The organism is Mesorhizobium sp. B2-6-4 (genome assembly GCF_006441495.1).
Taxonomy (GTDB): domain Bacteria; phylum Pseudomonadota; class Alphaproteobacteria; order Rhizobiales; family Rhizobiaceae; genus Mesorhizobium.
Map to the genome: position 1 here is coordinate 22,636 of NZ_VFUE01000022.1, position 21,293 is coordinate 43,928.

Here is a 21,293-nt window from a genome sequence, read left to right on the forward strand (position 1 = left end):
GAATTTCCCCAGTGCTGGACGCGTCGCACCGTGTCGCGATCCTGCTGCGGTGACCCTACCGGCAGAAGAACGAAAGCCCGCTCCGGGAACCGGGGCGGGCCTTGGAGGAGGACAAGGGGTGGGACCTCTCCTCTTGCTTTCCACGGGGGGTGTGGACCGAAATCACCTTACGGGAGTTTCGCCAGAGGCCCGATCACAAGCCTGTTTGCCCGCATCACGATCCGGTGCGCACCGGCATCGACATTGGTCACGGGATCGCGATTAGCGACCAATGCATGTCGCCCAAACGATGCATGTCGCCCAAAAGCGGGCTCTCGCCTTGTGAGAACGACGTGCACGACGCGCTTTAGATGCGTCCGAGCACGACCAGAATAATGACGATCAGCAACACAAGCCCCAGCCCGCCGCCACCATAATAACCGGTTCCGTAGAACGGACCGCCGCCGAGGCCGCTGAAGCCGCCGAGCAGGGCGAGGATAAGGATGATGATAAGGATGGTTCCAAGACTCATGGCTTCCACTCCCGCAGGCACTTGCGCGCCGGTTCGGCACTTCTGGGTTGAGAATGTTGCTCACAGACAACGCTTTGAACGCGTTCGCGTTCCACCTAATGCAGGACGTCGAGAAGGCGACGGCGCAATTCGTGCAGCAGTCTTGCCGCAACGGCGGGCTTTCCGACCGGCCACCGCGCAGGATACGATACAGCTGAAGGTACGTGATCACGACGTGGACGGCGAGATTGTAGAAGGAAAAAGCCGACAGCAAAAACAGGCAGTTGAGCGTCAAGATCGGATCCACTTCGACTTATCTCGATCTTGCATCGTCAGATCTGTGAGAGCGGATTTGCAATTCATGCTTGCATTTCTGGAACAAATAAGGAACAGTAGGGAACCTAGCTGCCAAGGCGGATTAAAGTTTTGGGGGGACCAGCGATATGATGAGGTGGAAGGATGCGCGGCTCCTCGCCGCCGCGATCGCGATGACAAGCCTTGCGCCCGACCGGTGGCCCTCAGCCGGGCTTGGCGCCGCTCTCGCCCGGAACACGCCTGCGCTCGCAGCCGAGAAGGATTATGCAACCTGCTTCGGCGAGGACATCGAGCCGGACAAGCGCATTGTTGCCTGCTCCGCGATTGCGGAGGACGCCGCAGAGCCGGCGCGCAGCCGCGCCACAGCCTATTTCCAACGGGGCGTCGCTCTCGGCGACCAGAAGCAATACGACCGATCGATCGCCGACTACAGCGAGGCGATCGCGCTCGATCCGAACGACGCTTCCGCGTATCTCAACCGCGGCGCCGACTGGTTCAGCAATGGAGACGACGACCGTGCGATCGCGGACTTCAACATCGCCATCAGCCTGGAGCCGTCTTCCAGCGATGCCTACAGCAACCGTGGCCTCGCCTTCCTGCACAAGGGCAAGATCGACGCGGCCATCATCGATTTCCAACAGGCAATCGAGGCGGACCCTCAGAATGGCAAGGCGCATGCGGGCCTGGGCATCGCCTGGGACAGGATGGGCGACCCGAAACAGGCCCTGGCCGAGTATGACGAGGCGGTCCGTATCGATCCCAACAACATATTGGCCAATGTCAAACGCGGTATCGCCCGCGCCGCCGAGAGTGAGTTCGATCCCACTGTCACCGATGACGATGCTGAACAGGCGCCCGGCGAGGACTTATCCGCCGCCAAGGATACGACCAGCAATCGCGCAGCCGCAAAGACCTTGATCGAGCGTGCGGGGATGCGGCTGTCGAAGTATGGCCTCGAGGGCGCGCTTCTCGATTTCGACAAGGCGATCAGCCTCGATCCCGACAATGCGGACGCCTATCTCGGGCGCAGCCGCGCAAGGACACTCAAGGGAGACAGCGCCGGAGCGGCGGCGGATTGCCTGCGCGCCATCGAGCTTGATCCGACGCGGGCAGGAAGCTGCGGCGCTCAGCTTGCCGCCGACCAAAGCAAGCCGGCACCGTTGCCGGACACCCAACAGCAAAAGCAGCGAGCCGTCGTTCCGGATATCACTGCCACCCAAGACACGCTGGCCGCAAGGGTTCTGGAGGCGACCGATCCGCGCGCCCTCGAAGCGATCCTTGGCGGCGATGCCTTCCTGGACATGGGCAAGTACGATCAGGCGATCGGCGCCTACAACAAAGCGATTGCGCTCGATCCGAACAACCGGTTCGCCTATTACGGCCGCGGCAAGGCCCAGGCCGCCAAACGCGTTTACGAGCAAGCGATCGCCGATTACGACACGGTCATCCAGCTCGCCCCCAATTTTGCTGCGGCTCATTCTCGCCGGGGCCTCGCCAAGATCACGTCAGGCGATGCCGAAAGCGCTCTTGCCGATTGCAGCCGGGCTTCAACACTCGATCCAAAGGCGCGCGACGCCTACTTCTGCATCGGCATGGCCTGGCACGCCAAGGGCGACGCGGGGCGCGCGATTGCCGCCTATTCGATAGCCATCGAGATCGATCCGAAAGACGACGCCAGCTATTATGGGCGCGGCATGGCGCGTGCTGACATGAAGGACTATGACGAGGCAATCGCCGACTTCGGCCAGGCGATCAAGCTCGATCCCGACAATCGCGATTACGCGGTCGCCCGCAAGGCGGCTGTGGCTGCGAAGGGACAGGGCGATATGGCGGCCGCCACGCTCGGCGCCGTCAGCTCGGCGGCGGCCACCGCCAGTTCAGCCGCCGGTTCGGCCGCACCGAGCGATACTGATTCGGCCGCCAAGGCGCTTTTCGCCAAGGGTCGGAGGCTGTATGAGAAAAATGACTATGACGGCGCCATAGCCCTGTATGGCAAGGCGATCGCACTGGTCCCGGCATTTCATGACGCCTATCTGGCCCGGGCCATGGCTTGGGAGGCGAAGAACGATTATGCTCATGCTGTTGCCGATTACACGCAGGCGATCGCGATCAATCCGAAGATAGCCGAGACCTACTACAGTCGCGGCCAGAACCTCAGTTTCCAGGAGAACTACGACGGGGCGTTTGCCGACTTCGAAAAGGCCATCAATCTCAACCCCGCGGACGCAAGGGTCTATGCCGATCGAGGCCTCCTGTGGATGGGAGGGCACGAGGACGTCGCCGCGCTGCGCGATTTCGAAAAGGCCATCAGCCTCGATCACAAGAACCCCTTTGGCTATTTCGGTCGAGGCGTGATCCGAACCAGCAGAGCGGACTATGAAGGGGCCATCGCGGATTTCAGCCAGGCGATAAGGCTCAAGCCGGATTTCGCAACCGCCTACGAGGCGCGGAGCCGGGCGTGGGAAGCCAAGGGCAACCGCAAGCGTGCTCAGGCCGATCGCAAGAAGGCACTGAGCCTTGGGGTAGATTAGACGGGCTTTTCGGGAGGGTGCGGATTTTTCGTTGGAGTGGTTTGGGCGTAATGGCAGTCGCCGCTCTGTGCTTTATTGCCTTAAAGGTTTGCCTTGGGCGCAGCTCTGACGAGACTGACGAAAGGCAATCAGCTTGAGCAGCGCTGGCGCCCGATGCGGTTTGATCCCTACCCCAGATAGAAGTTACTGAAATAGTTGCCAAAATCCGGTTGCCGGGCAACGGGCTCGCCGTCCCCGTTCCGGAGGATGCCGGCGGCGAAGAGATAGGAACCGATCGCTTCCATCTTGGCCGGGTCCATGCTGCCTATGGCGCCGTTTTGCCGGCGCAGATAGTGCCCGTCGATCAGCGTCTTCAGCGAGGCGTGGATCAATGCCGGATTGGTCAGGGCACCCTTGTTGGCCGCGATCAGCAGTGTGGCCGCTTCTTCGGGATGATCGACGGTGAACTGGTAGCCGCGCCGCGTTGCCCGTATGAAGCCCGACGCCAATTCCGGATTTGCACGCAGATACGCATCGCTAGAGGAGATCAGCGTGGTGTGCTCGTCGGGCACGCCGTAGTCGGCATAGACGAAGCTTCGCTGTTTGACGCCTTTCAGTTCTGCCTCGACGCCTTCCCAGGTCGAGACCTCCAACGTGAAGTCGACCGAACCGTTGGCCAGCGCCTCATAGGCGGACGTGCCGAGCGTCACCGTTTCGAAAGCCCCCTTGCCGCCGTCGTGACGGATGATGGTCGAGATCAGCGCGTTTTCCCAGGCACTGCCGAAACCGCCATAGGTCAGGCCGTCAAGATCCCTGGGGGTTTTGATCTCGTCACGCGCTGCATTGAACACCAGCCGTCCGGTTTCGGACTGCACCACGGCATAGACCGCCTTGAGATCGGCGCCGGCGGTTTTCTGGGTGAAGAGGCCGATGGAGCCGTTGATGCCGAAATCGGCAACGCGGTTGGCAACCAGCGTGCCTGCACCGGTATCGCTGTAGGGCAGGATGTCGACCTCGAGGCCGGCCTCGCTGTAAAACCCTTTGTCGCGAGCGACGAACAGGCCGATATGGTTGGTGTTGACCGTCCAGTCCAGCGCCACCGTTACTTTCCGGGCGGCCGCCTGGGCAAGAGATCGGCCTGGCCGGGCTACAAGGGGAAGGCCGGCAGCGGCAGTAAGCAGCAAGGCTTGCCGGCGCGTCAGGTCAGTCATGGTCCGTGTCCTTCTGGTGGCTCGGGTTGAGGAGGATGTCGAGGATCTCGGCTTCGAGGGTGCCGGCCTGCCGTGCAGCGCCGCCGGCCAGTTCGCGTGGACGCGGCAGCGGCACGGTGATCTCAGCGACGACGCGCGCCGGCCGCGCCGAAAGCACATAGATGCGGTCGGACAGGAACACAGCTTCGCGCACGTCGTGGGTGATCAGCAGCGCCGTCCAGCAGTGGCGCCGCCACATCTGTTCCAACCAGCGTTGCATGGCGGCGCGGGTCAGGGCATCGAGTGCGCCGAATGGCTCGTCGAGCAGCAGCATATCGCGTTCCTGCACCACGGTGCGCAGCAAGGCCGCGCGCTGGCGCATGCCGCCGGAAAGCTGCGCCGGAAAATGCCGTTCGAAACCGGCAAGCCCGAATTCCTCGAACAGCGGAGCAACGCGAGCGCGGGCAGCCTTGCGCCTGACACCTTGCACCTCAAGCCCGAGTGTGGCGTTGTCAAGAATGCGCCGCCAAGGCATCAACGCGTCGCGCTGCGGCATGAAAGCGAAATGCCGGCCGTGGTCATCGAGCGGCTTGCCGTCGAAGAATATCTCGCCCTCGCCGTGAAGCGCGCCGGTCAGAAGCTGGAACAGCGTCGACTTGCCGGCGCCGGAGGGGCCCAGAATGGAGACGAATTCGCCGGCGCCGACGCTGAGCGAAATGTCGGCAAGCACGTCGAGTCCTTCGAAGGCCTTGCGCACATGTCGCAGTTCGAGCCGGTTCATCGCCACGGCCCCTTTCCTGCGGCCCGCCCGCCGGCGGTCCGTTCCCATGGCATGGCAAGGCGCTGGACCAGCATCGTCAGCCCGAACAGGACGAGCGTCAGCACGGCGCTGACGGCGACGGCGGCCAGCACCAGGTCCGGGCGGAAGTTGTTCTTGGCGTTGAGCATGTAGATGCCGAGGCCCTTCGCCGCGCCCGCATATTCGGCGAAGATGGCGCCCACGACAGCATAGGTGATCGAGATCCTGACACCGGCGAAGAAGTAGGGCAGCGCCGAGGGCAGCCGCGCCAGGACGAAGACACGCCAGCGCCCTGCCCCCATGGCGCGCAGCATTTGGCCGATCTCAGCCTCCGTCGCCTCATATCCTTCGGCCAAAGCCACCAACATCGGAAAGAAGGTGACCAGCGCCACCAGCATGATCTTGGGCATCAGCCCAAAGCCGAACCACAGCACCACCAGCGGTGCAATCGCCACCAGCGGCAAGGTCTGGCTGACCACGAAGACCGGAAAAAGGGCGCGCCGCAATGGCTGGGAGAAGTCGATCAATATCGACATCGCAAAGGCACCGCCGAGCGAACAGGCAAAGCCTGCGAGCGTGGCACGGAGGGTTGGCACGGCGTTATCGGCCAGCGCGTGCCGGTTGAGCATTGCCTGAGCGAAGACGCGCGATGGCGCCGGGAGGATTGTCGGCTTGATGCCACCAAAGCGCGCATAGAGTTCCCACGCGGCTAGCAGCAGCCCCACCGAAAGCATCGCCGGAGCGGTTCTGGCGATGAGGTCCACGATCGGACGCGAAGGGGCGGACGGGGAGGACACGCAGGTACCCGGAGCGGATGGCGCGGGGCGCGCCGTCAGACGGCGGTGGGGCTGTTGGCCGAGACGGTGACGTCGAGCGTTACGTGACCGGCACCCGGCCCGAAGCGGCAAAAGGCCTCGTTGAGTGCGGTAAAAATGGCGCCTGCGTCGCCGCGCAACTTTGTGCAGAAATGCTTGGAGCGCTCATATACGCCCGACTGCTTCAGGAAGTCGATGCAGCCATAGATCTCGTCCATGTGGTCGCCGGTGCCCATGACGTAAAGCGAGAACTGCGCCGCCGCCGGCTGGCCGGTGACGGCCACGCCGCGCACGGCGGCGATAGCCGCTTCCTTGCGCGGGCCGAGCGGCCCGGCAGGTCCGCCAAACGCGTCGGAGCGGCAGATCGGATCGTCCGGCTCGCCCGGGCAGCCGCGCGAGATGGCGGCCGAAAGCACGCAATGCTTGCCGCTGCGCGCTGCCGCCACGAACAGGTCGCGCATGGCAGGAAACAGCACCTCGGGCGGCCCGACAAGCAAGGTCGAGATATCGTCGGTCTCGATCCGCAGTCGATCACGATAAGGGTCCAGTGCCCCGAGCGCGCCAAGGATGACGCCGACAAAATCGCCGGACATGGGATATAGGGAAATCTGTGCGCCTGAAAACATCGCCCGCCTCGCTCCGCTGGTATTACCCAGATCAGCTTCTAGGGTCTGTGGGCTTGCCGCCCCCGTCTCAGCCCCGACCGTACGGAGCACCCCTGTGGATGGACGCGTTAAAGCACCAATCGGGCGGCTATGAAAGCTGTTTTTTCAGGACCATCGCCGGAAATGCATTGCGCCAGGCCTGATTTATGGGCGGTTCCGTCGGGCCCGGTCTTGAGGGAAATTTGTCCGGAACCTTAGCCACGACGAGTGGTTGTCCCTATAGTCGCAAACGCGACGAACTTCGTGGAAACGAGCGAAGACTTCACAGAAATGGAGACAAACCATGCTCATGAAAATCCTCGCAGCTTCGGCTCTTACCATTGGTCTCGCGACTTCGGCGATGGCGCAAAGTGCTGGCGGAAACGGCGCCAATAATGGGCCCGGCAGCGGCCAGTCGGTCACGGTCGACCCGAACACGCCGGCATCGCCGAACACGGTGGATCCTGGCACGACCGGCAGCACGACCGTCATGCCCGACGGCATGAATTCGAACGCGGACCGGAACTGTCCGGCCAGCCCACAAGGTGCTCAGCCGGATGCCAGCCACACCGCTCCGGGCACCGCTTCGCCGACCGTCAATGACAAGCATTGCGGCAAGTAGCCATTCGCCGAAACTGCTGGAGAACGCCACGGGGCGTCTGTTCCGTGGCGTTTCCGTCTCTTTATGTTTCACCCTCGCCGAACAGGCAGGCGCCTGAGACGTAAACCGCCATCGGCCTTCGTCTCGGTTCGGGCGCCGTCTACGAAACAGCCTTTTCGCGAACCGGCAGCTTCCAGCCCGGCCTGACGAAATGACAGGTGTAGCCGTTCGGGTATTTCTGCAGATAGTCCTGATGCTCGGGTTCGGCTTCCCAGAACGCGCCGGCCGGAGCCACCTCGGTGACCACCTTGCCGGGCCACAGGTCCGAGGCGTCGACGTCGGCGATAGTGTCTTCGGCGACGCGCTTCTGCTCATCGGTGGTGTAGTAGATCGCCGAACGGTAGCTCATCCCCACATCGTTGCCCTGGCGGTTGCGTGTCGTCGGATCATGAATCTGGAAGAAGAACTCCAGCAGCGTACGGTAGCTCACACTGGCGGGATCGAAATTGATCTCGATGGCTTCGGCATGGGTGCCATGGTTTCGGTAGGTGGCATCAGGCACGTCGCCGCCGCTGTAGCCGACGCGCGTGGACAGGACGCCCGGGATGCGTCGGATCAGATCCTGCATGCCCCAGAAACAGCCGCCGGCAAGCACCGCGCGTTCGCTTGCAGTCGCCATATCAAATCTCCCCAAAGCAACTCCGGGAAAGGTTGTAGCCGTTTCCGTCGGAATTGCGCACGATAAAACTGGAGGCCCGGCGCTATGACAGCCGCTCCAGGATTTCCCATAGATGGGCATTGTCGTCGGCTTCGTCCAGTCGATGGGCGCGTCCTGCTGCCGATCACCACGGACGCGCGGCGTCACTCCCCAGGCTTGAACCTGCGCACCACGACCTCGAATACGATATCCGAGATCCACATCGCGCAGACGCCGATGAGGAATGCGGCCGCCAGCGTCGTGGTGTCGTCATTGGCCATCGGCAGGCCCATGGCGCGGGAATACTGGACCACGGGCAGCGTCAGATAGGCGGCGGCTAGCGCGCCGCAGATCGGCGAGGCCACCATCTCGCGCGGTTTGTAGCGGTGGCGCGACAGCGCGCGCAATATGCCGCCGGAAAGGCCGGCGACCACCACCGGCACCTTGATGCCGAGCAGGTCGAAAATATCATGCATCATTTCATTGTCTCGCGATCAGGAAACAGAATGACCGATCCGGCACCGAAGATGAGCAGTCCCGGGGCAGCAGGGCCCGAATCGAGCGGCAATACGATCGTCATGGTTTCCACCCGCACAGTTTCTCGCCCTTGCGGTTGTGCGCCAGCAGCATCCGGACTTCCGCATCCGACAGCGCTGCAACGGCGGATGCGGACAAGCGCATCGGGCTCGAGACCGCGCAAAATCCGCCGGTGACGGTGGTGCAGCCGGCTACCGCGACAAGTGCTGCGGCCGCTGCGACAATCAATCCCTTGCCCATGACCTGAGCTCCTTTCGGGCAGTGGCGGCGGGCAGCGCGCCGATATCGTTGTCAACCTGATCGGCGACGTCGCGCGCCGCCGCCTCGGCCGCAGCCTGCCGGCTGCGTTCGGCGCGTTCCCCGGCAAGCCGCTGGCGAACACCCCAGCCAAACGCAGCGATGATGGCTGCGCCGATGCCGAAAACGGTCGAATTGCTGAGCAGGAAGGAGAGGAGCGCGCTCATTGGTTTGGCGCGTCCTTGACGAGATAGCCGACGGCAAAGACGGCCAACGGCAGCAGCGTGGCCCATGTCTCGGCATCGTACCAGGACGGCCAGACATTGCGTACGAAGACGCCCGAAATCGAAACGGCGGCGGCGGCGATGGTCGCGGCCGTCAGCTTGTTGGTCGGACGGATGGTCGGCTGGGTTGTCGTGGCCATGATCAGAACATTCTTTGCAAGGCGGCGGCGACGTGGTGCCAGGCGGCGTAGGCGACGAGCAGGCACGCGACAATGATCCCGCCCGCCTTGGCGGCGGCTGGGATGTTGGCGCCGGCAGGCGCCGCCGCGACCGGTTCGACGGCACCTGTGGCAGCAGCGCCGCCCGGCGCCGCCGCAGCAGCGGTCGGCGCAGGATCTGGCCGCGTGGCCGATGCCTCGCCTGCCCCGACAGCCGTCAGCAGCAGCGCCTGTGCGCGGACGGATCCGACCCGGCTCGACCAGCCTTTGCCGAAAGTCGGCCAGGTCGGAAGCCGCTTCAGGAAATCCAGGCGGGCATCGCAGAGATTGTCGATGACGACGGCGGCCGGTCGGGAACCGACGGCCGCGAGCGTCTCGGGCCCGATGCGGCCGTCCTGGGCGGTGCCGACCACTGCTTGAAGATATTTCGCCGCCCTGCTTGGCCCACTGTTCACGGCATAGTCGAACACCGCGTAGTCCACGCCGTCGGGCAACTCGGCGCCAGCCACCGCATCCCAGTAGAAGCGGCGGTACACCGTGGCGAGCTGGGCATCGCTGATCTTCCTGAGATCCGCCTTGACGGCGTCCGCCTTCACGTAGCGGCGGAAATTGGCGAGCGTGACGCCCTTCATGGTGGCGCCGCCCGGATCGGCCGGATTGTCCGACCAGCCGCCTTCGGATTTGAGGACGAGCGCAAGCGCCCACGTAAAATTGCGGTCCATGATATCCCTTTCGATTTCTGGTGGATGGGTGAGTGGGTGATCGCCGGCAGCACAGGAGTGCGGATAGTCGCCGTTGCGCGCGCCTCGGTGCCTACTTGCAGTGCGTCAAAACCGGAGGTCGCCTTGCGCGCCGGCCGGCGCATGGTTAGAAAAAATACAATTTTGGGACGAACAGGTCTGGGATGAGAGACTTTGTTGGCGCCGCGCGGCGCCTGGCCTTCAACAGCCTGTCGGCCGCCATCGATCGCCGCTGGAACGTCGACCCGCTGGGCTCGGCGCCGCGTGCCTCGAAAAAGGAATATCTGAGGCTGTTCGAAGCCACCCGGCGCGTCTCATTCGCTGAGATCGACAGGCTCGAGGCCGAAACCGGCTTTGCCGTCGATCGCGACTGGCTCGACGAACTGGCCCTCCACACCCAGATCACCATCAAGACCAGCGCGCTCGCCTACCCGCACGGGCGGGTGCTCTACAGTCTTCTTCGCCGCCAGCTGGCCGACAGCCCAAGGCCGTTCACCACCGTCGTCGAGACCGGCACCGCGCGTGGTTTCTCCGCGATCTGCATGGCCAAGGCACTCGCCGATGCCGGCGCCTGCGGGCATGTCGTCACGCTCGACGTCCTGCCGCACCATCATCGCTTCTACTGGAATTGCATTGACGACCATGACGGCAGGAAGTCGCGCGCCGAACTGCTTCGGCCGTGGCAGCCGCTGGCCGACCGGATCGTCTTCCTGCAGGGCGATTCACTCCTTCAATTGCCCAGGGTCGGCGTGAACCGGATCCACTTCGCCTTCATCGACGCGCAGCACACCAGGAAGAACGTGCTGGCCGAGCATCGCTGCGTTTCGGGCGTTCAGCGCGAGGGCGACATGGTCGTATTCGACGACGTCACGCCGGGGTCCTTCGACGGCGTGGTCGAAGCGGTCGCCGAGATCGAGCGGCAGGGCCGGTACGAGGTGCGCCGTCTGAACGCGTCCAAGCAAAGAACCTATGCCTGGGGCATCAGGCGGTGACGAGACGACAGCCCGGATAAACCATCGGAGGCGAGACCTTGCTCAGAAATATCGCCCGCAGGCTTTATCTCGGCATGCGCCGGAACATCGATATCAGCCCCACGGCGGCCGATCACTACCTGAAGGTGCCGTACTTCCCGATGGCGACGAAGCATTGCTGATCCTGCGCAAGAAACCGACCTAGCGCGCCACCCAGCGATTGAGCCTGACCGCGCGGCCATGGGTTTCAATCGCCGGCTCGGCTTGGTTTAGGTTGGAAAGCTACCGCTCTGTCGACCAGCGATAATTGTCGATGTGTGTCAAACTTAAGATCGCCTTGCGCGCCTGACCGCACATGGTTAGAAAATTGCAACTCAAGATGAACACTTTGAGAGAAGACTATGCTGGCGCGTCGGGCATGAAATGTGGGTGAACCAATCGTATGCCTCCCAGACTCGTCAGACTATGGGGAAGCTACAAAGACTGACAAAGCCCACGATCGGCGTAGCGGTTGCCCTGTGCATATGGATGGTGAACTGGGTGATGGTCAGAGGAACGCCATTTCCCGATCTGCAGAACTACATCCAGAATTTCGACAAAAGGGCATACTATGTTTCTCCTGATACCGCTTCACTGATCGATTGGTATGCCCAAGAATACCTTTGGCGGAAGGGTATCTACGCTCTCAAAGAGAGCTTCGAACTAGCCAGCATCTTTTCTACCCTGACCTTAATCTCCTTGGTAGTCATCAGCGTCTACGTGTCAGTCAAGGCCTCGTCCCCAGCCTACATCCTTTTGCTAATCCACCCTCAGTTAATCGATCTCGTATTCTCTCAAGTACGGTCGGCTGTCGCCATGGCCGCAATCTATCTGGCCCTCCTATTGCCATGGCGCCTGGTCAAATATGCATTGGTGGGAATTGCACCCTTTATTCATTCTGCGGTTCTGGTCTTTGCCGGCGCGTTCGCAGTGGGCCAAATTATCACGGGCTCCGATATTTGCGGGCGCCGACATGTGCTAATTTCGACATGCTATATAGCGGCCATAGTTGTCGCCGTGACCATCCTCAAAAGCTACCTTCTGGGCTCGATCGGCGACAGGCGAGCGACGATAGAAATTGCTACGAGCGGATTCCTGCTGACGATGATGGTAACGGCGTATGCTGTCCCTTTCCTCTTCTTTGATCACCTGTTCAGCAGGAAGTTTGCCGCGTTTGTTGTAGTTCTCGCTTCATCACTCTGCTTCGGGATGTACCTCTACAATCAGAATGGCATCCGGTTCGTCGCTCTTGCGATTCCAGCGCTTGCGGTTGCAATCTCCAGCATTCCCGATCTTCACTGGCGCCGCCTTACACTAATTGCGGCTCTCGCGTCACAGGTTGTTTTCTTCGGCTATTGGGCCAAAGGTATTCTCTAATGAAAACCTTGCGATGGATGGCCCACCAGTATCTTGCCGAAGGAGATCGTTGGCGGATTGCATGTGTCGAGGTGTTCGGCTTAGTCTGGAGGAACGCGTTTTTCCAAGCCTTCTTCTGGTTGATGGTCGCCGGCAACCTCCTGGCTATGTTCTTTGGTGATTCGTTGATCCGTTGATTAGCCTCCGAACTGCCATTTGCGGACCACAACAGTCATCACGCCGCTGCCAGGGTCCTTCGTTACCCCTGTATCGTTTGCAATGATTATGTCGACAATGTCAGCGGTGACGACCCCGGCGTACTTAATCGTGCAGCCCAGCAGGTCGGCGCTAAATCCAATGCCCGTTACCAAGTCACCACGAACGGCACCTGGTACGGCAACCTGCACAGTCAGACTTGTCCCCGTCGGGATGCCTGGCGTCGGATTGAGGAATACCTGTCCAATGGTGCGGAGCTCGCTTTCAGATATGCCGTTGAAGGGCGTGGTGATCGTGCCCAGGCTAAGGTTCATCGCATTGCCCGCGAGCCAGTTCTTGCCGCCATCGGTGACGTTGGCAAAGCGGATGCCGTTGGTGAACGTCACTCCGTTTGTGGCATCGAAGACGTTGTTAGCAATACGACACCCGATAAGCTTGGCATTCTCCACAAGAATGCCGTTGTCGACGGTGAGGCCGGAGCTCGGTGGGAGGAAGCCGCCAAAGACGTTCCCCTCCACAATCAAGCCGCTGAACAGGCGATTGCCTGAAGGTGCCCCGATGCGAATGAAGGACGAGATACCCATGCCTGGAGAGAACGTAAACTGGTTGCCGCGCACCGATCCGCTCACCGGGTCGTTGGCCTGATCGTTGGTGATCTGAATGCCCTGGTTTTTCTGACTAGCCACATAGGTAGACTGAGACATCGCGAACGTATTGTTGTCGCAAGAGAAGCCAGTCGTCCTATGGATGATGATGCCGTTGTGCGGCACATCGTTGAGCATGTAAACTTGGAGCCAGTTTTTATCGACCTTGATGCCAGCCCCGTGGACGACATAAATCTGGCAGTTGCCACCGGCCCCCTTCGTCTTCACCCCTTCGATGATCGTCCCATTGCCAAAGAAAGAGATAATGTTGGCGCAGGGCATCGCCTCTGGAACGGCCAGATTTGTGCCGTCGCCACAGCAGTCCTGCACGTCGCCGTTCTGAATACGAAGTGATGCCGCACGGTAATCGAGAATGCCGAAACGGTCGATCTGGGAGAAGAGCGGGCTGTCGATGAGGCAATTTTGGGTGTAGCCCATGTACATGCCGCCGCCACACCGAAGTATCTCGATGTCACGGAACGTGCAGCCGAGGCCGCCCTTGTTGTTGACACCACAAGCCGCGATGGTGCCCAAGCTGTCGAGCGGCCCCCCCTCTGGCCCAGTGCCACGGAAGCCGTCGATGCAGATGCGCTCCATGACGACGCCCTGCGGCAGTGCAGAGCCGCTTTGAAAACCATCCGTATCCCATAGCGCGAAGGCATGGCCGTTGCCGGCGGCCCCGGTCAATTGATTGCCAAGCGCTTTAAAATCGCGAAATCCGAGCCGCAATGTGTGGCCGACCAGACGGAACAGCGGCGCGCCATTGATCATTGCGCTTGTGATGGTCGAAACGTCCCGGCCGAAGCCTTCAACATCGAATAGTCCGAGAGCGATGTCGATCGTTTGGTTGATCGTGATATTCGTTGGTGGCAGGCGGATTGTGCCGCGATCCTTGCCGTCGACGATCTGGACCGCCGCAATCAGCGCCGCGGTGTCGGCCGCTGCGTTGCCGAACCCGCTGCCCAGTTGACGTAAGTCAACGACGCTTTCATTCAACACCCAAAACCCGCCATTGACCGCATCGGTCGTCCCGTCCGGCATGAAACGGTCGGCGGAGCGGAAATAGGCCAGCGCCGGGTAGCCGCCGGCGGTGATCGCCGCGCGCGACATGCGGGCATAGTTGGCGCCGCCCACCAGGGTTGCCGGGGTCGTGAAGACCGGGGCGTAGAATTGGGTCCTGATGCTCTTGACGCCGGCAGCAATCGTCGAGCCCGATGCTGTCGCCACGGATGCGTAGATCGGCACGTTGACGCCCGAAACCTGCGCGGCGTCGGCGGCATATTGCTGGGCCAGGTCGCGCGCGAGTTCCGCGATGTGGATGACTGCCGCCAGCGCTCCGCCGATATCCCCGAGCGGATCATCCGACAGATAGTAGGAGATCACGATGTCGCTCGTGCCGATCACCGGGTTGAGGGTCTGGAAAGCGTAGACCAAGCCACCCGAAACAACCCCCTCCTGCACGTGAACGGTCGTTCCCTTCTGCATCGTGCGCGCGGTGCGGGCGTCGGCCGCGCGGTACCAGTAGCCCTCGCTCGCCGTATAGATGCCGTTCAGCTGGGCGTCCGACTGGTTCTTGACCAATACCCGGTCGCCGACGGCGGTCAAAACCCCGTCGATCGTCTTCAGGCCGAGGATCCAGGCAACGCCGTCGACGATGACCGTCTCCAGGTTTGCCGTCGTCGCCAGGCGCACGGGTTCGCGCTCGCCCGTCAGCAGGCGAACGGCGGCAGTTGCGGGTCGGGCCATGAGGCTTGCTCCATAAAAAAAGCCTCGCGAAAGCAAGGCTTGGAATTCGGGTTGGTTGGCGGCTTGGCGATGGGTTCGGAGGGGATAAGCGCTGGCCCGTGCGGCCACGGCGCCACGGTCATTCAGGTTCTTCCTTGAGAAGTTTGGTCACGATCGCTCGGCCAGGCGAGAGACAATTCAGCGGTCGGTTTTCTGTCCTTGGGCACGCACTTCCTGAACAAGCAGCAATGCCGGCTTGCTCCCGGACTGGCTGCCGTGTTAACACCCGCGCACTGCGGTGGCTTGCGCTATGGGAGCGTCAATGTCGCAGCGCTTCCACAAGGTGTGATTTCCGATGAAAAAATCCGCGATTGTCGTCGCTGCAAACGACAACCGCACGGCAGAAGAAAGGCCGTTCGCTTCCCGGTACAAATCCGTTGGAGCGGTAGCGGCGCCGGCGGATTCACAGGCAGCAGGCGAAGAGCCGACCGAGGCCCGCGCCCTGACGGCTTTGCAGATGTTCTGTCGCGTAGCGGGCGTCTAGATCGCCTTTAAGGCGTCATCCAGACGGCAAAGACAGGCTCTAAAGTCCCGACCCGCTGTATCTGGTGGCCTCCTTCCACAATGCGAGCGCAAGGGCGGGTGTCCGCCCCTTCACCGCATATTCGCGGTCCCGGTAGCTTCCGGCCGCAATCCACACCGTTTTCGAGCGTTGATAGATCGTAATGCCCCGCTCGCTCGCCCGCGCGAACAGTTCTGTGTCATTTCGATACATCGGTTCCAACCCCTGTGGCCCCCTTAAGGGGTAAGGTGCAACGAACATGCCAAAGTTTACGCCTAGCTAATATTATACATCGCAGAGCTGCCAGCTGCGCCATCGAAGTGCACTGGCAGCCCTAATGCCAAGGTGTTCCGTGGGTGTTTCCGCTGTATTGCACCTGAACTGCCGCCAGGTAACAGAATAGACCAATCCGGAAACATTTGCTTAAAATTGTATTCTTCGGCATCGGGCGCCGACTGGCCAGAAATTCACCCCACCAGGAATTTGGGTGTCGGAACTAGCTCTCCCGGTGAAGAACGACAAGCCATCGTCGATCGAGGAGTTCGTGGAGCGCCGACTACCTGTTCAACAAGCGCTGGCCGGGCGGCTTCACATGCCCATGCTGCGATTCCGGAAAAGCATGGCGCCTCGAGGCCCGGCCGTGGCTTCGGATGCGCAGGCAAAGGGGACAGGCCTGGGTGCTGGAAACAGCCTCCATGATCGCTGGGACCGTCATGCAGGGCACGCACCCGCCGCTGCGCAAATGGTTCCTGGCGGCGTACCTGAGGGCGACGCACTCCAACTCCATTTCAGCGCTGCAGCTACAGCCTAAGCTGGGTGTCTCCTACAAAACCGTCGGCTGGTGCTCCGCAAGCTCCGGCGGGTAATGGTAAACCGGACACCGCTTTTCGGAACTGTCGACGTGGACGAGTCCGCCATCCCATATCGGCGCAAGGAGGACGCGCTGGAGATGGGTGGCAGCAGCAGCAAAGCCAACCAGATATGGATCGCCGGAGCGGTCGAGACGGTCGGCAACCATGGTTTGGATTACCAGGGAGACGGCGCCGCCACTTCGTCCTCCATGTCGAGCGATTTTTCGACTGCCTCCGGATTCCGGGCGATGGTCCAAAGGAGAGTATTCGCAGCTGCATCCGGTTCCGAGCGGCCTTGCTCCCAGTTTCGAAGCGTTGCCAGATCAAGGCCATACCTCACGGAGAACGCCTCCTGGGACAGCTTCGTGCTATCCCGAACTTCGCGAACGCTTATCGGCCGCGGCGCATGAACCTTCGCGATCACTCCTGCGGACGAGAGTTCGTCCTTTAGTGCTCGCAGGTCGTCGACGCAAGGAACGGTCACGAACGCCTTGCCGTGATCGACCATCTCCGTGAGGACCGCATGGGCCGTCCTCAGCGGCAGATGCCTCCTGACGAGAACCCGAGCAGCTTCAGGAGTATTCGCGCCGTGTAGAAAGCTGAGGCTCAGCCGGACGGGAGAGCCTGACGACACCCGGACGACGTCCCGGGTTCGCACCCGTTGTCCGAACCGCTCCATGAACTTCGATGTAGTCGACATTAAGCTTCTCCGCGATCACTCGACCGAGCCTGCGCAAGTTGGACCAACCCCATTGGACCTGGGCATCGCCCCCAATATGGAGGTCACGGACGACCAGATGGTTGCCGCCCATTTCCACTTCTCCCAATAGCTGAAGCACGCCATCCGGCGTGACGACATCAAAGAGGAGGCATGGGTCCTCCGAGATGTCGGCGTCCAGAATGAGTTCCACGTCATCGGGCTGCAAACGCGATCCCTACGCAACTTGCTTATAGAAAATATGTCCGGTGCTGGCGAGCGTCAAGGCCTGACCGATCTCCGAATTGGCGAGATACTGACAACACCCGAATCGTGCCAACTTAGCCCCAGCCTACGCTAGTCGACCAGGAGAAGGGGACAGACGCAGCACCATATATTGTGGCTACCAAAATTAGGTCGCCTTGATCAACTTCAGCTTCATCTCCGTAGAATTGCCACGACTCATCATCAGCATCATGTGAGGCGTAGGCAATCCAGCCGCCACCACCAAATATTTTTCGGGTCGATATGACGGCCAAATTTTCTGGATCTTCGAACTTCCATTTATCCATATCTTAGGCCCTTCTGCCTGCCGACACATCATTCTTGAAGCAGCGGCAGAATCTTTTCGTCGAGGAATTTAAGCCGTCCACCCAACATCTCGGCGTTGGCGGGATTCGCCGGGACGTTAACGGGGATTAGTTTCGCAACGGATTTCCCTTGCCGGGCGGCTTCAACCCACTCGTCCATTGCACCGATATATCCGTCTAGCGCCTCGTACGGGGTCTCCAAATCGTCGCCGGGCATGTATGCTGGGGGTACATCACCGACGAGCACCCATATCCATCGTGGCACATCTGGTTTCCCGGGTGAAATCTCGAAGAGAAAAATGTATATTATCCCTTCGGCACCATACCCGAAATACTCACCTTCTATTCTCCTTACCCAGTCGTGTGATTTGATATATTCACGAGCCTCCAGAAGAGCGTTGTCAAGGTCACCATCTGCATCTGGGTCGTCTGCTGGTAGAGGAAGGCGGCTTACTTTACTCAGATCCGGGGTAATTTTGTTCACAATTTCTCTCCACTACTTATCTTAGCCCGCAGCCATCGTCTCCTAGCCCAACGCTGAAAATCGCCGGCTTCCATGTGGACCCTTATGTGCTCTTCCCTGGTACGAGCCTTAATATTTGATACGTGATCTAGCCCACCGTCGGCCAGAGCTTTCTCATGGGAAACATCCATATTTCGACCTGTCTTGGGATCTTTGGGCCAGGGTTTGCCGTGCAGTAGTTCCCATTCTTTACGAAGAGCTCTGTTCGTGGTCGTGCGCTTGGTCGCAACAAGCTTTAGATCGTCCTCGTCAGAGATTTTTGCAGCCGGATTCCCTGTGGTAGGAAAGCGTTCCAACGCCTCGACTTCCGTCGCCGTCGGAACGCCTTCATTTCGCAGTGCGTCGGTTGCCTCTTCAGCGGGTCTGCTGTCCACAAATTCAGATGCTGTCGAGCCTTCCAGCGAGCCGGTGAGCCTCGCCGTCACCTGCCTACGGATCTCGCTGAGCCCCTCGGCAAGGACATTGCCGCCGGCCCCCCAAAGGGCCCCAGCGGCTGCACCGCGCAGCATGTCCTCATCCAGGCCGTGCGCATATGTGGCGCCATATATTGCACCCTCGCCGCCGGCGAGGGCGGTTCGTGCGGCCAGGCCGGTCAGGCCCTCCAAGGCTGCGGTGCCCAACCTGCCTGTGAGAGTGATGCCCGAACTCGCCAGACCATGTCCGGCGATGACACCACCAAGGAGTTCCGCCGGCAGGGCTGCCGACCCTGCCCGGTCTTCGGCATCTTCGGTCGCGGCTCGTTCGGCAGCGAGCAACTCCTCGTAGCTTTTGTCGGAAAAAAGCGAACTGAGGCTGGCCGCGGCTTTATCCGCGTGGCCGAGAGTCATCCCTTTGGCCATCAGCCGGGCCACGTCATCGGCGGCTTGGACAGGTTGCAGCCAAAACGACGCAGCATTGTATTGTGATCGAGCCGGATGCAATGCGACGGCCAACAGGGCGGCCGCCAAGGCATCTTCTCGTGCCTGGATATCTGCTGGTGTCAGCTTCGGATCGGTTGCCGCGTTCTGTCGCAGCCGAGGCAAGCCGGAGGCAAACAATTGCTCGGCCATCCCGAAGCGCAGGCGTGGATCGCGGACCGCCAGAAAAATCGTGCTCAGATCGGTCATGCGCTGCCGCCACGGCACGCTTGGATCGATGAATTTCGCAGCAAGGCTTTCCGCGGCAGTCCACGGCAACGGCAATATCTTGTCGAAACCCATCTCCCCCTGGGCTGCAACGACCCAGGTGATGGCGGCTTTATAGCCCTCGGGAGTGGTGATCTTGTCCCAGTCGGGAGCCCGGCCCGGGAGCATTTGGCTGACATAGGCGACAGGGTCGGCCCGCCTGGCGCTCAGAACGAATTCCGCGCCGCCCATCCTTACTTCGTATCGCGCCCACTCTTCCTGCGAGCCATTGGGACCGGGCTCAAAGTCTCGGAGCTGAGCGTGTATCGCCTGGTTCGGCGCGCGGCGCATATCGAAGACCGCAGCGGCAACATTGGATGTCGTGTCGAAGGCCTGGAAGTGCTCGGCGCCCTCCTTGAGGCCATAGATATTGACGAAATCCTGTGCGGTAGGTCTCTCCTCGGGATATTCGCCGGTACTGGCGATGACAGCCGGAGCGTTCTGCTCCGCCAGCTGCACCTTGGCGCGGGCATCGACCAATTGTGCAGCGGTGGCCGTGTTGGCCTGATCCCTTAGTGCTGCAAGATCGCCGGGCTTCAAGTAGGTAATGGCATCCAGGGGGATGGCCGACTTGTCATCCGGGGTCGACGAGATGCTTCGGTCGAACGCCTGCGCACTACTGTTAACCGGCGTCAGCTTGCCAGCACCATCTGCTATAGCTGCATTAGAGATGCCCGAGGCATTAGAGCCATCAACGGCCTCCGCCGTATCATACTTGAGCCGGCTTCCAGCTTGCGCCCCGCCCAACATCTCGGCGGCCCGCTTCGGATCCTGGGCGATCATCGCCTGAACCAGTGCCTTGGCCGTGTTGCTGCGCCAGGTCACTTCCGCCGCTTGCCTGATAACCGGGTTTCCGATCTTGGCGATCAGATCGGACCCGTTCTGCCGGATCGCCTCGAAAGCTCCGATGTCGTTCGGGTCGCCTTTTGCGATGGAGCTGGTGGACATGGTGTCGACCTTCGCCCACTCCGCCAGCTCATACTCATCGCGCTGCTCCTGCTGCCGCTGCGCCATGCGCGGCGAGCCGGCCGCGCGCATCGGCTCCTTCTGCCTGGCGAAAGCGGCCCGCCGGCTCTCGGGTATCTCAGGCAGAGTCTCGTCGAACAGCGTGTCGAACAGGCCGGGCTTGACCACCTGCCCGCTGCGCGGGTCGACCTCGCCATACATCGCATCGTGCAGGCCGCTGCCGTCGGCCGGCGCATTCGCCGCCACCTCGTCTTCCGCCTGCGCGATGCGCTCGGCGAACCGGCGGCGCGCCAGCTCCGCGTCGAACGCTTCCTGCCGCTCCTTCATCTGCCGGTAGCGCTCGGCGACGGCCGAGAGCTCGTCGCCAAGATCCTGCATCGCCCTGCCGGCCGGCGACCCCTCGGGATAGGAAACGCCATTGCCGGCCTCGAGCCGGCGCTGGGCAAGCTGGAGAGGAATCGTCGCCATCAGTAGAGGCCCCCCTTGAAGGCGCCGCCCGGCGCCTGCGGGAAGGCGCCCTTGCCGAAGGTCACGGCCTTGGTCGGGTCGTAGAGACGGGAGAGACCGGACACGAGGCTGCCGCCGGCCTTGAAGATCGACGCCGCCGCGGCCTGCCTGCCGGAGTAGCGCGCGAGCGCCGCCTGGCTGTCGAGAGTGTTCCGGCGCAGCGCCGAGCCGTACTGGATCGCCTTCAGGTCGAGCTGGCCTTGCCTGGCATTGGCCGCCAGCACCTCGGCCGGCGAGCCCGACAGGCCGACGCCGGAGGCGCCCGCCCGGGCCCGCGCCTCCGAAAGCAGCAGATCCTGCCTGTGGCGCTCCTGGCTCTGTTCGAAGGCGGCACTCTGCGCATCGGCCTGCGCCTGCTGCCCGTAGGCCTTGGCCTGGTAACCGGCCGCCTGGTTTTGCTGCCGGCCTTCGATCAATGCGCCACCCACGGAGATGGCCGTGCCGAGAAGGGCTAATGTGCACATGG

Annotated in this window: 25 protein-coding genes and 1 riboswitch; of the genes, 8 read left to right on the forward strand and 17 right to left on the reverse strand. The window is 61.7% G+C overall.

The window, feature by feature from the left end:
* Positions 1 to 346 precede the first annotated feature (346 nt).
* Positions 347 to 511: a DUF3309 family protein gene (locus tag FJ426_RS25370; RefSeq protein WP_023757858.1), complete on the reverse strand. Its 165-nt coding sequence runs from the start codon at positions 509 to 511 to the stop codon at positions 347 to 349.
* 422 nt (positions 512 to 933) lie between these two features.
* On the opposite strand from FJ426_RS25370, the gene FJ426_RS25380 reads away from it, so the two are divergent.
* Positions 934 to 3,336, forward strand: coding sequence for a tetratricopeptide repeat protein (locus FJ426_RS25380; protein ID WP_140561064.1), 2,403 nt, complete (start codon positions 934 to 936; stop codon positions 3,334 to 3,336).
* Between the two features lie 167 nt (positions 3,337 to 3,503).
* Here the strand turns inward: FJ426_RS25380 and FJ426_RS25385 are convergent, their stop codons facing one another.
* The 4 genes from FJ426_RS25385 to FJ426_RS25400 form a co-directional block, all read right to left on the reverse strand.
* Positions 3,504 to 4,526, reverse strand: a complete 1,023-nt coding sequence (locus FJ426_RS25385; protein WP_140825556.1) for an ABC transporter substrate-binding protein — start codon at positions 4,524 to 4,526, stop codon at positions 3,504 to 3,506.
* Entirely contained in the window at positions 4,519 to 5,286 is a 768-nt protein-coding gene (locus tag FJ426_RS25390) for an ABC transporter ATP-binding protein (RefSeq protein WP_140500163.1), read from the reverse strand. Before FJ426_RS25390 ends, FJ426_RS25385 begins: the two co-directional genes overlap by 8 nt.
* On the reverse strand, positions 5,283 to 6,038 hold the full coding sequence (locus tag FJ426_RS25395; RefSeq protein WP_140521594.1) for an ABC transporter permease: 756 nt from the start codon (positions 6,036 to 6,038) through the stop codon (positions 5,283 to 5,285). Before FJ426_RS25395 ends, FJ426_RS25390 begins: the two co-directional genes overlap by 4 nt.
* Before the next feature lie 98 nt (positions 6,039 to 6,136).
* Positions 6,137 to 6,745 carry a YkoF family thiamine/hydroxymethylpyrimidine-binding protein gene (locus FJ426_RS25400; protein ID WP_140561066.1) on the reverse strand — a complete coding sequence of 203 codons (609 nt, stop codon included), beginning with the start codon at positions 6,743 to 6,745 and terminating at the stop codon, positions 6,137 to 6,139.
* A riboswitch (TPP riboswitch) is annotated at positions 6,736 to 6,849 on the reverse strand. Its footprint overlaps the gene before it by 10 nt.
* Positions 6,850 to 7,067: 218 nt before the next feature.
* Here FJ426_RS25400 and FJ426_RS25405 point away from each other — a divergent pair.
* A complete protein-coding gene (locus FJ426_RS25405) occupies positions 7,068 to 7,385 on the forward strand; it encodes a hypothetical protein (RefSeq protein WP_140515911.1) in 318 nt (105 codons plus the stop codon).
* 139 nt (positions 7,386 to 7,524) lie between these two features.
* Here FJ426_RS25405 and msrA read toward each other — a convergent pair whose 3' ends face one another.
* The 6 genes from msrA to FJ426_RS25435 form a co-directional block, all read right to left on the reverse strand.
* Positions 7,525 to 8,043, reverse strand: coding sequence for a peptide-methionine (S)-S-oxide reductase MsrA (msrA, locus tag FJ426_RS25410; protein WP_140561067.1), 519 nt, complete (start codon positions 8,041 to 8,043; stop codon positions 7,525 to 7,527).
* 182 nt (positions 8,044 to 8,225) lie between these two features.
* Positions 8,226 to 8,537 (reverse strand): hypothetical protein, encoded by a 312-nt coding sequence (locus tag FJ426_RS25415; RefSeq protein WP_140561129.1) that lies wholly within the window; start codon positions 8,535 to 8,537, stop codon positions 8,226 to 8,228.
* 100 nt (positions 8,538 to 8,637) lie between these two features.
* Positions 8,638 to 8,838 carry a hypothetical protein gene (locus FJ426_RS25420; protein WP_140561068.1) on the reverse strand — a complete coding sequence of 67 codons (201 nt, stop codon included), beginning with the start codon at positions 8,836 to 8,838 and terminating at the stop codon, positions 8,638 to 8,640.
* The gene (locus tag FJ426_RS25425; protein ID WP_140561069.1) at positions 8,823 to 9,062 is read right to left on the reverse strand and encodes an ABC transporter permease; all 240 of its coding nucleotides are present in this window, start codon (positions 9,060 to 9,062) and stop codon (positions 8,823 to 8,825) included. The genes FJ426_RS25420 and FJ426_RS25425 overlap by 16 nt, the downstream gene beginning before the upstream one ends.
* On the reverse strand, positions 9,059 to 9,259 hold the full coding sequence (locus FJ426_RS25430; protein ID WP_140499933.1) for a hypothetical protein: 201 nt from the start codon (positions 9,257 to 9,259) through the stop codon (positions 9,059 to 9,061). The genes FJ426_RS25425 and FJ426_RS25430 overlap by 4 nt, the downstream gene beginning before the upstream one ends.
* A 2-nt stretch (positions 9,260 to 9,261) precedes the next feature.
* A complete protein-coding gene (locus FJ426_RS25435) occupies positions 9,262 to 9,999 on the reverse strand; it encodes a glycoside hydrolase family 108 protein (protein WP_181172781.1) in 738 nt (245 codons plus the stop codon).
* Positions 10,000 to 10,181: 182 nt separating this feature from the next.
* Between FJ426_RS25435 and FJ426_RS25440 the strand changes: the two genes are divergently transcribed.
* From FJ426_RS25440 to FJ426_RS31630, 4 genes are all read left to right on the forward strand, one after another.
* The gene (locus FJ426_RS25440) at positions 10,182 to 11,009 is read left to right on the forward strand and encodes a class I SAM-dependent methyltransferase (RefSeq protein ID WP_140561070.1); all 828 of its coding nucleotides are present in this window, start codon (positions 10,182 to 10,184) and stop codon (positions 11,007 to 11,009) included.
* Between the two features lie 38 nt (positions 11,010 to 11,047).
* Positions 11,048 to 11,170, forward strand: coding sequence for a hypothetical protein (locus FJ426_RS32080; RefSeq protein WP_263486362.1), 123 nt, complete (start codon positions 11,048 to 11,050; stop codon positions 11,168 to 11,170).
* 349 nt (positions 11,171 to 11,519) lie between these two features.
* A complete protein-coding gene (locus FJ426_RS25445) occupies positions 11,520 to 12,404 on the forward strand; it encodes a hypothetical protein (RefSeq protein ID WP_140825557.1) in 885 nt (294 codons plus the stop codon).
* The gene (locus FJ426_RS31630) at positions 12,404 to 12,580 is read left to right on the forward strand and encodes a hypothetical protein (protein WP_181173420.1); all 177 of its coding nucleotides are present in this window, start codon (positions 12,404 to 12,406) and stop codon (positions 12,578 to 12,580) included. The genes FJ426_RS25445 and FJ426_RS31630 overlap by 1 nt, the downstream gene beginning before the upstream one ends.
* On the opposite strand, the gene FJ426_RS25450 is transcribed toward FJ426_RS31630, so the two are convergent.
* Positions 12,581 to 14,989, reverse strand: coding sequence for a hypothetical protein (locus FJ426_RS25450; RefSeq protein ID WP_140561072.1), 2,409 nt, complete (start codon positions 14,987 to 14,989; stop codon positions 12,581 to 12,583).
* A 334-nt stretch (positions 14,990 to 15,323) separates the two neighbouring features.
* On the opposite strand from FJ426_RS25450, the gene FJ426_RS31505 reads away from it, so the two are divergent.
* Both FJ426_RS31505 and FJ426_RS31885 read left to right on the forward strand, forming a co-directional pair.
* Positions 15,324 to 15,512 carry a hypothetical protein gene (locus FJ426_RS31505; protein WP_140557899.1) on the forward strand — a complete coding sequence of 63 codons (189 nt, stop codon included), beginning with the start codon at positions 15,324 to 15,326 and terminating at the stop codon, positions 15,510 to 15,512.
* A gap of 713 nt (positions 15,513 to 16,225) precedes the next feature.
* Positions 16,226 to 16,396 carry a hypothetical protein gene (locus FJ426_RS31885; RefSeq protein WP_246675597.1) on the forward strand — a complete coding sequence of 57 codons (171 nt, stop codon included), beginning with the start codon at positions 16,226 to 16,228 and terminating at the stop codon, positions 16,394 to 16,396.
* Positions 16,397 to 16,556: 160 nt separating this feature from the next.
* Here FJ426_RS31885 and FJ426_RS25460 read toward each other — a convergent pair whose 3' ends face one another.
* The 5 genes from FJ426_RS25460 to FJ426_RS25480 form a co-directional block, all read right to left on the reverse strand.
* Positions 16,557 to 17,081 (reverse strand): helix-turn-helix domain-containing protein, encoded by a 525-nt coding sequence (locus FJ426_RS25460; protein WP_140561073.1) that lies wholly within the window; start codon positions 17,079 to 17,081, stop codon positions 16,557 to 16,559.
* 338 nt (positions 17,082 to 17,419) lie between these two features.
* Positions 17,420 to 17,650, reverse strand: a complete 231-nt coding sequence (locus FJ426_RS25465; protein WP_140561074.1) for a hypothetical protein — start codon at positions 17,648 to 17,650, stop codon at positions 17,420 to 17,422.
* A 28-nt stretch (positions 17,651 to 17,678) separates the two neighbouring features.
* The gene (locus FJ426_RS25470; RefSeq protein ID WP_246675598.1) at positions 17,679 to 18,152 is read right to left on the reverse strand and encodes a hypothetical protein; all 474 of its coding nucleotides are present in this window, start codon (positions 18,150 to 18,152) and stop codon (positions 17,679 to 17,681) included.
* Positions 18,149 to 20,788 (reverse strand): hypothetical protein, encoded by a 2,640-nt coding sequence (locus FJ426_RS31510; RefSeq protein WP_181172782.1) that lies wholly within the window; start codon positions 20,786 to 20,788, stop codon positions 18,149 to 18,151. The genes FJ426_RS25470 and FJ426_RS31510 overlap by 4 nt, the downstream gene beginning before the upstream one ends.
* A complete protein-coding gene (locus FJ426_RS25480; protein WP_140557893.1) occupies positions 20,788 to 21,291 on the reverse strand; it encodes a hypothetical protein in 504 nt (167 codons plus the stop codon). Before FJ426_RS25480 ends, FJ426_RS31510 begins: the two co-directional genes overlap by 1 nt.
* Positions 21,292 to 21,293: the final 2 nt, after the last annotated feature.